Origin of the sequence: Streptomyces sp. NPDC101166, assembly GCF_044768125.1 — a bacterium.
Lineage (GTDB): Bacteria > Actinomycetota > Actinomycetes > Streptomycetales > Streptomycetaceae > Streptomyces.
In genome coordinates, this window is record NZ_JBIWPF010000045.1 from 1 (window position 1) to 12,037 (window position 12,037).

A 12,037-nucleotide genomic window follows, 5' to 3' on the forward strand; every position below is an offset into this window, starting at 1 on the left:
GGCGGGGGCCCCCGTGCTTGTTGGGGGGGGGGGGGCGGGGCCCCCGCCCGCCCCCGCCCCTTCCGCACTTCGCTTCGAACCGCAGGACGGCCTACGCGGCCAGGTCCCGTTCCCGGCTGGCGGCCTCCATCCGGGCCCCCGGCACCACGGCGTCCCGCCCGTCCACGGCCTCCCGCGCGGAGCGGCTCCGCACCACCCAGCCGAGCCGGGGCGAGCGGTCCACCGCGCGCAGCAGGGGCGTCAGCAGCATCGAGGCGAGCGGCGACAGCAGCAGCGCCACGGCGGTGCCGAGCGCGAAGCCGCCGATCACGTCGGTCGGGTAGTGCACGCCCATGTACACCCGGCAGAAGCCCTCGACGAGCCCCAGCACGAGCCCGGCGATCCCGAACCGGCGGTTGGCGACGAACAGCGCGACGCCCATCGCCATGGTGATCGTCGCGTGGTCGCTGACGAACGAGTAGTCGGTCTTGCCGGAGACCAGCACCTCCAGCCCCTCGTGGTCGAGGAACGGCCGGGGCCGCTCGACGAACCCGCGTATGGGCACGTTCACCAGCACCGCGACCGCCGCCGCGAGCGGCGCCCACACCAGCGCGGCCACGGACGCCGAGGCCTCCTCCACGCCGAGCGGTCTGCGGCGCACGGTCCACCAGCACCAGACGATCAGCAGCATCATCGCGAAGAGCAGTCCGTACTCGCCGACGAACTCCACGATCCGGTCCAGCCAGTGGGGCGCGTCCTTGGCGAGGCCGTTGATGTCGTAGAGCAGGTCGACGTCGGGGTTCGACCCGGATGCGGCGAGTCCAGCCATGGTGCTGCGGCCCTTCGTCGTGATGTTGCCCGGCGCGCCTCACGCACGCCGCTCGTGCCCACCCCCGTGGTTCGTAGATCCGCTTCCGCCAGTACGGGACAGGTACGCCGGTCACAAGCATCGCTGGGCTACGTCAACAGGAACGCACGTCCCCCGTCGATACGTTCCACTCTCCACCGAATGATCACTCAGACGTTATCGAAGGGAGATGGTCCCCCGCAGCTCGGACGGTGCGTCACCGGGCTCTTCAGACGGTCGTGGGGAGCGCTTTCGCGCCATCTTCGGTCACCCGGGTGGCACCGAAGTACTTGCGGGTGTCGATGGGGTCGAACCGGATCACCGCGCCCGTGAACGGCGCGTCGATCATGTAGCCGCCGCCCACGTAGATCCCCACGTGGTCGATGGCCCGGGAGTTGCTCTTGTCCGTCGAGAAGAACACCAGGTCCCCCGGCAGCAGCTCGTCCCGCGAGGGGTGCGGACCGGCGTTGTACTGATCGTTGGCCACCCGGGGGAGCGTGATCCCCACGCTCTCGTAGGCCGCCTTGGTCAGCCCCGAGCAGTCGAACCGTCCGCCCTGATCAGGTGTGCCGTTCCCGCCCCACAGATAGGGCGTGCCGAGCTTCTTCTGGGCGAAGTAGATGGCCCCGGCAGCCTGCTTGGAGGGATCGACGCGGGTCACGGGGGCGGCGAAGCTCTTCGCCAGCGTCGTGATCGTCTTCACGTAGTTCCGGGTCTCCTGATACGGCGGCACGCCCCCGTACTTGATGACCGCGTACGCGCCCGCGTTGTAGGACGCGAGCATGTTCTGCGTGGGGTCGCCGGGCACCTTCTTCACGTACGCGGCGAGGGTGCAGTCGTACTTCGCCGCCGATGGAATCGCGTCATTCGGGTCCCAGACGTCGCGGTCTCCGTCGCCGTCGCCGTCGACGCCGTGCGTGGCCCAGGTGCCGGGGATGAATTGCGCTATCCCCTGTGCCTTCGCCGGACTCTTGGCGTTCGGGTTGAATCCGCTCTCCTGGTACAACTGCGCCGCCAGCAGAGCGGGATTGATCGCGGGACAGGAATTTCCGTACTTCTGCACGAGCGCCCGATAGGCGGCCGGCACCGCGCCCTTGGCCAGCCCGACGCTCCCACCGCCCACGCCGTTGACGATGTTCCCGGCGACCATGTACACACCGACGACGAGCAGCATCACGAAGCTGAGCCCCACCGCGGCGGCGGCACTTGCCACGATCCATGCCTTACGCACCGTCAACCGCCCCTCGCCCACCCGGATTACGCCCGCGCCAGTCTATGAGCTTCCCCCCGGGAAACCGGCGCAACCGGGGCCCTCGCGGCCGGCGGGGCCGCCTTTGACGCGATACCGCCGCCGCCCCGCCCCTGCCGTCCCTGCCGTCCCTTCCGTCCGTCAGGGATCGGCCGCCGCCTCCCGGTACAACGCTCCCGCCCCGCCGCCCAGCACCACGCTGTACGAGACGTCGGCCGTGGCGCCCCCTTGCTCGTGTCCGCCGAGGACGCCGACGACGTCCCCCGAACCGTTCACCCAGGGGCTCCCGCTCGTCCCGCCGGCGAAGTCGGGGCAGTCGATGCGCTGCTGGGTCGCGCTGCGGGCGACGGGGCGGTTGGAGCACGCCAGCGGGGTCTCGGCGGCGTCGGGGTATCCGGTGACGGTCACGACGCCGGCGCCGGTCACCGAGCCGGTGACGAACCGGTTGCCGCCCACGACGTCCTCGACCTCCTGGCCGTCCCCCTGCCCGGCGAGCACCGCGAACGCCACGTCGCTGTCCTCGTCATCGGCCTGCCCCTCCCTCCACCCGGCGGGAAGGAACACCCGCTCCACCTTCCACATCCCGTAGGGGGCCTTCCCGTCGCGGTACCCGGGCGCGAAGTACGGAGCGTCCCTCCCGGCGAGGCAGTGCGCCGCCGTCACGACCAGGTCGCGGTGCGGGCTGCGGACGACGGACGCGGTGCAGAAGTGCCCGCCGGCGAGGTCGCCGCCTGGCCGGTCGAACAGAGCCCCCACCCGCACGGTGCGCGCCGTCGCCGGCGCGGCGACGGTCACACCGAGGGGCCCCGGCCCGTCCCCGGCGGCCGCCTCGGAGGCCGAGGTGGCGGCGAGCAGCACGAGGACGCAGAGCAGGGCGTACGGGCGACGACCGGTACGAGTGCGCTTCATCGGGGTCACTGTTACCCCCGAAAGTGAGAGCCAGGTCAGAGAGAGCTGTCCCGCGCCTGTCGTCCCGTACGAGGGGGAGAACCCGTAAGCCCACAGAGGGACCGGGGACCGCCCGGAAACGGCTCTGAAGACGTACGGGATCGGCCCTCAGGGGCGACGTGGGCGGCGGGGGCCGGCCGTCAGCATGTACGACGTCCGAAGCCCGGCCCAGCCCACCAGGAGCTCCCCGTGACGTACGCCGTCCCCGCACCCGCCCTGTCCGGCCACCCCCGCCCCGACGCGCCCGTCTGGACCCGGCGGGCGGCCGCAGCGGTCCTGTGGGTCAACCTCCCGTCCTCCTTATGGCGCATCGCCGTCGTCCTGGGAGTACCGCTGGGGCTGCGCGAGAGCGAGTACGACGCCATGCTCCTGCCCGGCTGGGGCCTGCTGCTCCTCCCGCTGCTGTCCCTGGCCCAGGAAGGCCTCGCCTGGCTGACGTACGGGCTGATCCGGCCCTGGGGCGAGGTGTGGCCCCGCTGGATCCCGTACCTCGGCGGCCGGCCCGTCCCCGTCCTCGCCGCCGTCGTACCCGCGGCCCTCGGCGCCCTCGCCTGCACGGTGTACGGGGTCCTCCTGGTGTGGACCACCCTCCACGCGCACATGGACATCGCCCCCTGGGGCCAGTGGATCCTGAACGCCTGCTACCTCCCCCTCGTCGCCTGGGGGCCCCTGCTGGGCGCGGTCACCGTCCACTACTACCGCCGCCGCACCCGGATCTGACCGGACGTCGCCCGCCCCCTCGGTTCCCCGCGCGCATGAGAACATCGACACGGAAGCTCACCCGACCAGCCGTCAGATCCGGTGCCAGGGCTGAGAAGTGGGTCAACGACGGAACCACACCTCAGGTTCCGCGACGACCTCATTGCCCGGCGTGACCTGCCGTGATACACAGAGTAACCGTACGAGCTATTCGTACGAATCCCGCTCACCATTGACGCCAAGTCGACATGCGACGGCGGCTTTGTCGGCGAGAATGATGGCTGACCTCTGCACACCCGCAGAGGCCGTGGACTACCCACCAGGGGCGGTGACTTACATGCTCTTTGCGGCCGACAAGGGAGACATCAACACCATCATCGGCGGAATCGCGCCGGACTGGGGGCCCTTCGGCAGCCTGGGCAACGAGGCGAAGGTGATGATCGAGGTCGTGATGGCGGTCGCCATCCTCATCTGCCTCGGCATCGCCATCTGGGGCGCGGCCAAACAGCGCATCGGCGCGACCGCCCTGCGGGACACCTTCAGCGCCGAGCAGGGCAAGGGCCTCATCATCGCCGGGCTGACGGGCGTCTTCATCATCGGATCACTCGGCACACTGTTCACGATCGTGTACGGGATGGCCGTGTAGCCCGCCCCGCCCGTCCCCGTCCCGTCCGGGCACGCCCGGCCCCCGGACCCCACCCACCCGTCGTGCCCACCGGCTGAGGTTGCGTTTCCCTGATGTCGAGTCACCACACCGCGCCCGCGCGGGAACCAGCACGGCTACCGTCGTACTTCGAGGCGTTCCGGTACGGCAGGTACGGCAACGAGGGGGCGTACACGGCATGAGTCCCGGCGACGAACACGACTACGGCGAGCCCACGCGCACGCGGATGCGCCTGCCCGAGTCCGACCCCTACGGCGGCGCCCAACGCCCCGCCCGCTCCAGCTCGCGCAGCCTGGTGACGGTCGTCGGCGTCGTCGTCCTCCTCATCGCCGCGATCGCCTTCGCGAACCGCGGAGGAGAGGACTCCCCTTCCACCACCGCATCCGGCGACACCGACAAGCCGAAGTCCTCGACGACGGCGGCGACGGGCACGAAGCCGGTGGGGACGAAGGCCTCCGGCATTCCGACCGGGTACGCCCGGGACCAGCAGGGTGCACAGAGCGCGGCGGCCAACTACTGCGTGGCGCTGGGCTCGGCCGAGATGTTCGACACGAACCGGCGGCACGACATCGTCGCCACGGTGTACGCACCCGAAGTCGCAGCCGCCCGGCAGTCCGCCCTGGACACCGCTTACTCGGACGAGACGTTCCTCGGCAACATCGGCCTCGACAAGGATGGCACCGCGCCGGACAGGCAGAGCTTCGTCTCCCGAGTCGTCCCCGTGGGCACCAGGACCACAGCCTCCACCGCCGACACCGCCACGGTCGCGGTCTGGTACACCTCGCTCTTCGGCCTCTCGGGCGAAGCCTCGACCAACCCCGTGACCGAGAGCTGGTACACCACGACCTACCAGCTCAAATGGGTCAACAACGACTGGAAGGTCACCGACTTCCAGCAGAAGGACGGGCCCGTTCCGGTCGGGCGCGACCAGAAGGCCTCCACCGCCGACGACATGACGAAGGCCGTCGAGGAGTACGGAGGGTTCACATATGCGCGCTAAGCACCTCTCCCTGAAGCTGACGGCGGCTCTGGCCGCCGTTCAGACCACCGCGGTGCTGCTGGCGAGCCGTGCCTTCGCCGCGCCGAGCCCCAGCCCGTCCCCGTCACCGTCACCGTCCGCATCGACGAGCAACGGCGCCTGCGACCTCATCCGAGGCCCCGCCGAGGAGTACTGCCGCCGCGGCAACCGCACCCCCAACACCACCACCAACCCCGGCGTCTCCGACACGCTCGACCCCCTCTCCTCCCTGGCCAGGGGCTGCGCCGACGCCGCCGCGTGGACCGTCGACAAGCTCAGCGAGGCCGTCAAGGACACCGCGAACGTCGACTTCACCAACCCCAAGTTCCTCCAGCAGTACGCCGTCGTCTTCGCCGCCTCCACCGTCCTGACGCTCCTGCTGTGGCTGCTCGCCGTCTCCAAGCGCGCGGTGCGCGGCGTGCCGCTGACCACCGCCATCGGCGAAGCCGTCGGCTTCCTCTGGCTCACCGTCCTCGCCTCCGCGTTCACCCCCCTGATCCTCTACACCGTCGTCTCCGCGACGGACGGCCTCACCGACGTCCTCGCCAAGACCACCGGCAATCAGACCGACACGTTCTTCGGCACCTTCTCCGCCGCCCTGGAGAAGGGCGAGGACATCGGCGGCGGCCCGATCATGCTGATCGTCGTCTCCCTGGTCTCCGTCCTCGCCGCCGGCGTGCTCTGGCTGGAGCTCGTCATCAGGGCCGCCCTGCTCTACGTCGGCGCCCTGCTCGGCACCGTCGTCTACGCGGGCCTCGTCGACAAGAACCTCTGGGGCCACGTCCGCCGCTGGGCCGGCATCATGATCGCCGTCATCCTGGTCAAACCGGTGATCGTGATCGTGCTCGGCCTCGCCGGCGCCCTCTCCGCGGACGACGGCCCGGACGCCTTCGGCGCCGTCGTCTCCGGCCTGTCGATCATCCTGCTGGCCATCTTCGCCAGCGCCATGATCTACCGCTTCGTCCCCGGCTTCGGCGACGAGATCGCCGGCTCCCGCAACAACCGCATCATGCAGGGCGCCGAAGGCAAGGCCGCCGCCGTCATCAGCTCCCCGGCGACCCTCGTCGCCCAGGGCATCAAGACGCACAGCACCCGCGCCGACAGCAACGGCGGCGGCTCGGCGGCCTCCGGCTCCAGCAGCCCCCGCCAGGCCAACCAGGCCGCCGGCGGCGTCGCCGCACACAGCACACGCCCCTCGAACGGAGGGGGCGGTTCCGGCCCCTCCGCCGCACCCGCACCCCGCTCCAGCAGCCCGGTCAACACCCCGCACGCCGGCAACACCCGCAACAACCGCACGGGAGGTGAAGGGCGTTGACGGCTGATTCCCACGTGGCGCATGTCTCCCACGCGATCGCGCCCCGCCGTACATATCTGATCGGCCGCGCCCGGCCGAACGCGATCGTCGGACGCAACCGCGAGAGCGGCGAGATCGCGCTCATCGTCGTCGGCGCGTTCCTCGGCATGATGTGCGGACTCCTCGTCCCCCTCCTCGCCCTGCGGATCGTGCTGCTCGCCGGCTTCCCGATGCTCGCCCTCGCCGTGGTCTACGTGCCGTACAAGCACCGCACGTTCTACAAGTGGTTCGAGATCAACCGCAGCTACAAGCGCACCCTGCGCCGGGGCACGGTCTACCGCTCGGCCGTCATGGAGGCCGGCACCCGCCTCGACGGCCAGGAGATCGAGATCGGCCCGCCCCCCGGCATCGGCCGCATCACCTGGCTCGCCGCCCCCTTCGGCCCCGACGAGATCGCCGTCCTCCTGCACGCCGACCGCCGTACCGTCACCGCCGCCATCGAGATCGAGGGCCCCGGCGTCGGCCTGCGCGACAGCGAGGACCAGGAAGCCCTCGTCGACCGCTTCGGCACCCTGCTCAAGCACGTGGCCAACGGCGACGGCTTCGTCACCCGCATCCAGATGCTCGCCCGCACCCTCCCCGCCGACCCCGACGCCCACGCCAAGGACGTCGCCCAGCGCGGCGACGACAAGTCCCTGCCATGGCTGCAGACGTCGTACGACCAGCTCCAGTCCATGGTGTCCACGAGCAGCGAGCAGCACCGCGCCTACCTCGTCGCCTGCATGCACTTCACGCGCGAACTGGCCGCCGAGGCCCACGCCATGGCCCGCGCCGCCCGCCCGCAGAACGGCCGCAAACTGGACCGCGACGCCGGCCTCGCCGTCGTCATGGCCCGCGAGCTGACCGACATCTGCTCCCGCCTCCAGGAGGCGGACATCCGCGTACGCCAGCCCCTCGGCCAGGGCCGGCTCGCCTCGCTCGTCCACTCCATGTACGACCCGGACCACCCCATCGACCACATCCAGGCGATGACCCGGCGCAACGCCTGGCCGGCCGAGCTCGACGCCATGGAGCCCACCTACCTCCAGGCCAAGACCCGCGAGTCCAGCACCCGCGCCCCCTGGTGCCACGCCACCGCCTGGATCAAGGAGTGGCCGATGACGCCCGTCGGCGTCAACTTCCTCGCGCCGCTCCTCGTCCACACCCCGGACGTCATCCGCACCGTCGCCGTCACGATGGACCTCGAACCCACCGAGGTCGCCATCGAACGCATGCTGACCGAGAAGACGAACGACGAGGCCGAGGCGAGCCGCGCCGCCAAGATGAACCGCACCGTCGACCCCCGCGACGTGGCCGCCCACTCCCGCCTCGACCAGCGCGGCGAGGACCTCGCCTCCGGCGCCGCCGGCGTCAACCTGGTCGGCTACATCACCGTCTCCTCACGCAACCCCGAGGCCCTCGCCCGCGACAAGCGCACCATCAGGGCGTCGGCGGGCAAGTCGTACCTGAAGCTGGAGTGGTGCGACCGCGAACACCACCGCGCATTCGTGAACACGCTCCCGTTCGCCACCGGCATCCGAAGGTAGGGGCTTCACATGCGGGACCCGCTGTCCGTCCTCACCGACGCCTTCACGTCCTTCCTCTTCGGCAAGGTCGAGACGACCCGTCTGCCGGTCCGCACCTCCACCGGCCAGGCCCAGGCGGTCTACCTGCCGACCGCGGCCCCCGGCCTCGGCGACTCGGGCGTGATCATCGGCCGCGAGGTCTACTCCGGCAAGGGCTACATCTACGACCCCTTCCAGCTGTACGGCCAGCAGCTCCCGGCACCGCACTGGCTGGTCCTCGGCGAGTCCGGCAACGGCAAGTCGGCGCTGGAGAAGACGTACGTCCTGCGCCAGCTCCGCTTCCGCGACCGCCAGGTCGTCGTCCTGGACGCCCAGGGCGAGGACGGCGTCGGCGAATGGAACCTCATCGCGCAGGCGCTGGGCATAACCCCCATCCGCCTGGACCCGATGGCCGCCCTGGACCACGGCATCCGCCTCAACCCGCTGGACCCCTCGATCACCACGACGGGCCAGCTCGCGCTGCTGCGCACCATCATCGAGGTGGCGATGGGCCACGGCCTGGACGAACGCTCCGGCTTCGCCCTCAAGGTCGCCCACGCCTACGTCAACCAGACGATCGTCGAACGCCAGCCGGTCCTGACCGACATCGTCGAACAACTCCGCCACCCCGAACCGGAGTCCGCGGAGGCGATGAACGTCGCCATAGACGACGTACGGGCCTGGGGCCTGGACGTGGCGCTCGTACTGGACCGCCTGGTCGACGGCGACCTGCGCGGCATGTTCGACGGCCCGACGACCGTCGGCATCGACCTCGACGCGCCCCTCATCGTCTTCGACCTCTCCCACATCGACCGCAACTCCATCGCCATGCCGATCCTGATGGCGATCGTCGGCGTGTGGCTGGAGCACACCTGGATCCGCCCCGACCGGAAGAAGCGCATCTTCCTGGTCGAGGAGGCCTGGCACATCATCAACAGCCCCTTCGTCGCCCAGCTGTTCCAGCGCCTGCTGAAGTTCGGCCGCCGTCTCGGCCTGTCCTTCGTCGCCGTCGTCCACCACCTGTCCGACGTGGTCGACGGAGCCGCGGCGAAGGAAGCCGCCGCGATCCTCAAGATGGCGTCCACACGGACGATCTACGCCCAGAAAGCCGACGAGGCCCGCGCGACCGGCCGCGTCCTGGGCCTGCCGCGCTGGGCCGTGGAGATCATCCCCACCCTCACGCCCGGCATCGCCGTATGGGACGTCAACGGCAACGTCCAGGTGGTCAAACACCTGGTCACCGAAACCGAACGGCCTGTGGTCTTCACCGACCGCGCTATGACGGAGTCCTCCGTCGACCTGGCGGCCGACGACGCGCTGCGCGCCGCCGAGCGGGAGGCCGAGGAACGGGCGGCCGCCTTCATGGAACAGCACATGGCCGACCTGGACGGCTCGTCCTCGTCCGAGTCGACGGTCGCGTAAGGCGGTCCCCGGGCCATGAGACCGACCGACGACCATCGCCACCAGCGACACCACCGGGACGGAGGCCCGACAGGCGGCCGGCCGGCCCAGACAGGAGGCGTCCCCGACGGCCTCCTGGTCGGCATACTCGGCTTCCTGCTCGGCATGACCCTGCTCGTCTGGACGGCCACCGGCCTGGCCGCCCTCTTCGCGCACGGCGCCTGGCCCTCCGGCGTCACCTTCACCCGCACGCCGCTGGCCATGCGCCATCTCGTCGCCCAGCCCCACGACATCCCCGGTGCCTGGCCGCAGGCCGATGCGGCCGAACTCTCCGGGTACGGCCTCTTCTGGGGACTGTTCATCGGCCAGCTGATGCTGGTCTTCGTCCTCACGGTGTTCGTGCTGGGGACGGTGGCCCGGTGGCGGGCGGTCCAGGCACGCAGGAAGGCGGAGAGGGCGGTGGCCCTGGACGGAGTGGCAGCGACAACGGCGGCCCCGCCGGAGCGGCACGAACCGCCGGCCACGAGGACAGCTGCGGCCGCCGCGACTGAGGCACGGGAGCAGGTTGAAGCGCCTTCAGCCGCCCCGGCTCCCCCCTCCGACACGAAGGTCGCCGTGACCGCGGCCGTCCCGCAGCAACTCCCCACGCCCACGGAGGTGCTGCCCACCACGCCGACTCGCCCCGAAGGCCCCGTCCTCTACGGCTCACGCGAGACCCGCCACGCCACGGCCGCGCGGGTCGTCCGCGACGCGGAAGGACCCCTCCTCGTCGTCACCTCCGCACCGGCCCTCTGGCAGGACACGAAGGACGCCCGCGCCAAACTCGGCCCCGTCCTCCTCTACGACCCCGCCCACCTCTGCGACACCCCGGCCCGCCTCCACTGGTCCCCCACGGCCGGTTGCGCGGACAAGGCGACGGCCGCAGCGCGAGCCGCGGCCCTCCTCACCCCGGTACGCCCCTCGGCCCGTCTGGACCAGGCCCTCGCCGACACCGCGGAAACGCTCCTCCGCAGCTACCTGCACGCCGCCGCCGTCGACGGCCGCACCGTCCGGCATGTCCATCGCTGGTCGCAGGGCACAGGCGTCCAGGAGGCCGTCCGTGCCCTGCGCACCAACCCGAAGGCGGCCCCCGGTTCGGCCGGCGAACTCGAAGCCGCCCTCACGTCACACCCCGAACGCCGGGACATCGCCCACGAGCTGACGACCCGTGCACTCGCCGCGCTCTCCACGGTGAACATCCGTGAGGCATGCACTCCCAACCGAAGTGATGCCCTCGCCTTGGATTCCTTCGTGAACGAAGGGGGAACGCTTTATGTGCTCGGCGAATCCATCGAGGACCCGAGGAGCGATCCTGGCGCCATGCCGCTCCTCACGGCTCTCGTCTCCAGCGTGGTCGAGCGCGGCCGGCGCATGGCCGAACGGTCATCCTCCGGTCGCCTCGACCCACCACTGACGCTGGTCCTGGACGACGTGGCGGCCGTGGCGCCGATCCCACAGCTCCCGGACCTCCTGGCGGCCGACACGGGCCTGCCCACCCTCGCCCTGCTCCGCTCTCGCGAACAGGCCCGGTCCCGCTGGCCCCACACGGAACTGCCCGTCTGACCCCGCCCCGTCCGGGCAGCCTGTCAAACGACCTCGGACGGCCCCTGACCGCGGGCCGGCTCCAGCACGAACTCCAGCTCGCGAACGTCCGGATCGGCCGGCAGAGGCACGATCACACCGGTCGGCCGGAACCCCACCCGGCGGTAGAAGGCCTGCGCCCGGCCGTTCTCCTCGTGCACGATCAGCCGCACCCGCTCCACCTCGCGGCCCCAGGCCCACTCGAGCGCGGCGTCGAACAGCACCTCGGTCAGCCCTATGCCCCGCGCGTCGGGCCGTACGAACACCCCGACCACATGCCCCTGACGCCGCTCGACCGGGAATCCCGCCCAGTCCTCGGTCCCCGCCTCTTCCACCAGCACGGTCACCGTGCCCACCCACTCCCCGCCCGGGGCTATGGCCACCAGCTGCTGGGCGGCGTCCGCGCCTTCGGCGACGCCCGCCGTCCGCTCCTTCCAGAGGGAGTCCGGTTTCGCCAGCGCCTCCTCGTACGTCTCCAGGAAGGCGAGGTGCGCGACCGGGTCCCGTAGCGCCAGCAGACGCAACTCCCTGGCGAGAGCCCACTCGTCGGCACGCACGGACCGGATCACATAGTTCATGCCGGTCACGGTATTACGGACCGATCGAGCCGTAAAACGAAAAAACCCCCGCACCGTGAGGTGCGGGGGTTTTCCCAATGATTGTTCGGCGGCGTCCTACTCTCCCACAGGGTCCCCCCTGCAGTACCATCGGCGC

General features: G+C 70.8%; 11 protein-coding genes. 7 read left to right on the forward strand and 4 right to left on the reverse strand.

Annotated elements, in window-relative coordinates; all coding sequences use genetic code 11:
- Nucleotides 1-91: 91 nt before the first annotated feature.
- The 3 genes from ACIRS4_RS35905 to ACIRS4_RS35915 all read right to left on the reverse strand — a co-directional run bounded on the left by ACIRS4_RS35905 (nucleotide 92) and on the right by ACIRS4_RS35915 (nucleotide 2,984).
- Nucleotides 92-808 carry a phosphatase PAP2 family protein gene (locus tag ACIRS4_RS35905; RefSeq protein WP_404204103.1) on the reverse strand — a complete coding sequence of 239 codons (717 nt, stop codon included), beginning with the start codon at nucleotides 806-808 and terminating at the stop codon, nucleotides 92-94.
- Nucleotides 809-1,055: 247 nt separating this feature from the next.
- A complete protein-coding gene (locus ACIRS4_RS35910) occupies nucleotides 1,056-2,063 on the reverse strand; it encodes an NlpC/P60 family protein (RefSeq protein WP_404204105.1) in 1,008 nt (335 codons plus the stop codon).
- 153 nt (nucleotides 2,064-2,216) lie between these two features.
- Nucleotides 2,217-2,984 (reverse strand): trypsin-like serine peptidase, encoded by a 768-nt coding sequence (locus ACIRS4_RS35915; RefSeq protein ID WP_404204107.1) that lies wholly within the window; start codon nucleotides 2,982-2,984, stop codon nucleotides 2,217-2,219.
- Between the two features lie 228 nt (nucleotides 2,985-3,212).
- Between ACIRS4_RS35915 and ACIRS4_RS35920 the strand changes: the two genes are divergently transcribed.
- The 7 genes from ACIRS4_RS35920 to ACIRS4_RS35950 all read left to right on the forward strand — a co-directional run bounded on the left by ACIRS4_RS35920 (nucleotide 3,213) and on the right by ACIRS4_RS35950 (nucleotide 11,305).
- Nucleotides 3,213-3,743, forward strand: a complete 531-nt coding sequence (locus ACIRS4_RS35920; RefSeq protein WP_404204109.1) for a hypothetical protein — start codon at nucleotides 3,213-3,215, stop codon at nucleotides 3,741-3,743.
- A 316-nt stretch (nucleotides 3,744-4,059) separates the two neighbouring features.
- Nucleotides 4,060-4,368: a hypothetical protein gene (locus ACIRS4_RS35925; RefSeq protein ID WP_004000049.1), complete on the forward strand. Its 309-nt coding sequence runs from the start codon at nucleotides 4,060-4,062 to the stop codon at nucleotides 4,366-4,368.
- A 196-nt stretch (nucleotides 4,369-4,564) separates the two neighbouring features.
- Nucleotides 4,565-5,386, forward strand: coding sequence for a hypothetical protein (locus tag ACIRS4_RS35930; RefSeq protein ID WP_404204112.1), 822 nt, complete (start codon nucleotides 4,565-4,567; stop codon nucleotides 5,384-5,386).
- A complete protein-coding gene (locus ACIRS4_RS35935; protein WP_404204114.1) occupies nucleotides 5,376-6,719 on the forward strand; it encodes a hypothetical protein in 1,344 nt (447 codons plus the stop codon). The genes ACIRS4_RS35930 and ACIRS4_RS35935 overlap by 11 nt, the downstream gene beginning before the upstream one ends.
- The gene (locus ACIRS4_RS35940) at nucleotides 6,716-8,284 is read left to right on the forward strand and encodes an SCO6880 family protein (RefSeq protein ID WP_404204116.1); all 1,569 of its coding nucleotides are present in this window, start codon (nucleotides 6,716-6,718) and stop codon (nucleotides 8,282-8,284) included. The genes ACIRS4_RS35935 and ACIRS4_RS35940 overlap by 4 nt, the downstream gene beginning before the upstream one ends.
- 9 nt (nucleotides 8,285-8,293) lie before the next feature.
- Complete coding sequence (locus ACIRS4_RS35945; protein ID WP_404204118.1) at nucleotides 8,294-9,724, forward strand: ATP-binding protein; 1,431 nt, start codon at nucleotides 8,294-8,296, stop codon at nucleotides 9,722-9,724.
- Between the two features lie 15 nt (nucleotides 9,725-9,739).
- Nucleotides 9,740-11,305, forward strand: coding sequence for a type VI secretion protein (locus ACIRS4_RS35950; RefSeq protein ID WP_404204120.1), 1,566 nt, complete (start codon nucleotides 9,740-9,742; stop codon nucleotides 11,303-11,305).
- Nucleotides 11,306-11,328: 23 nt separating this feature from the next.
- Here the strand turns inward: ACIRS4_RS35950 and ACIRS4_RS35955 are convergent, their stop codons facing one another.
- The gene (locus tag ACIRS4_RS35955) at nucleotides 11,329-11,901 is read right to left on the reverse strand and encodes a GNAT family N-acetyltransferase (protein ID WP_404204122.1); all 573 of its coding nucleotides are present in this window, start codon (nucleotides 11,899-11,901) and stop codon (nucleotides 11,329-11,331) included.
- Between the last annotated feature and the right edge of the window lie 136 nt (nucleotides 11,902-12,037).

What these genes read in the sequence shown, in the direction of transcription:
- ACIRS4_RS35905 (WP_404204103.1), bottom strand. Translation starts at nt 808, where the DNA reads ATGGCTGGACTCGCCGCATCCGGGTCGAACCCCGACGTCGACCTGCTC.
- ACIRS4_RS35915 (WP_404204107.1), bottom strand. Translation starts at nt 2,984, where the DNA reads ATGAAGCGCACTCGTACCGGTCGTCGCCCGTACGCCCTGCTCTGCGTC.
- ACIRS4_RS35925 (WP_004000049.1), top strand. Translation starts at nt 4,060, where the DNA reads ATGCTCTTTGCGGCCGACAAGGGAGACATCAACACCATCATCGGCGGA.
- ACIRS4_RS35930 (WP_404204112.1), top strand. Translation starts at nt 4,565, where the DNA reads ATGAGTCCCGGCGACGAACACGACTACGGCGAGCCCACGCGCACGCGG.
- ACIRS4_RS35935 (WP_404204114.1), top strand. Translation starts at nt 5,376, where the DNA reads ATGCGCGCTAAGCACCTCTCCCTGAAGCTGACGGCGGCTCTGGCCGCC.
- ACIRS4_RS35945 (WP_404204118.1), top strand. Translation starts at nt 8,294, where the DNA reads ATGCGGGACCCGCTGTCCGTCCTCACCGACGCCTTCACGTCCTTCCTC.
- ACIRS4_RS35950 (WP_404204120.1), top strand. Translation starts at nt 9,740, where the DNA reads ATGAGACCGACCGACGACCATCGCCACCAGCGACACCACCGGGACGGA.
- ACIRS4_RS35955 (WP_404204122.1), bottom strand. Translation starts at nt 11,901, where the DNA reads ATGAACTATGTGATCCGGTCCGTGCGTGCCGACGAGTGGGCTCTCGCC.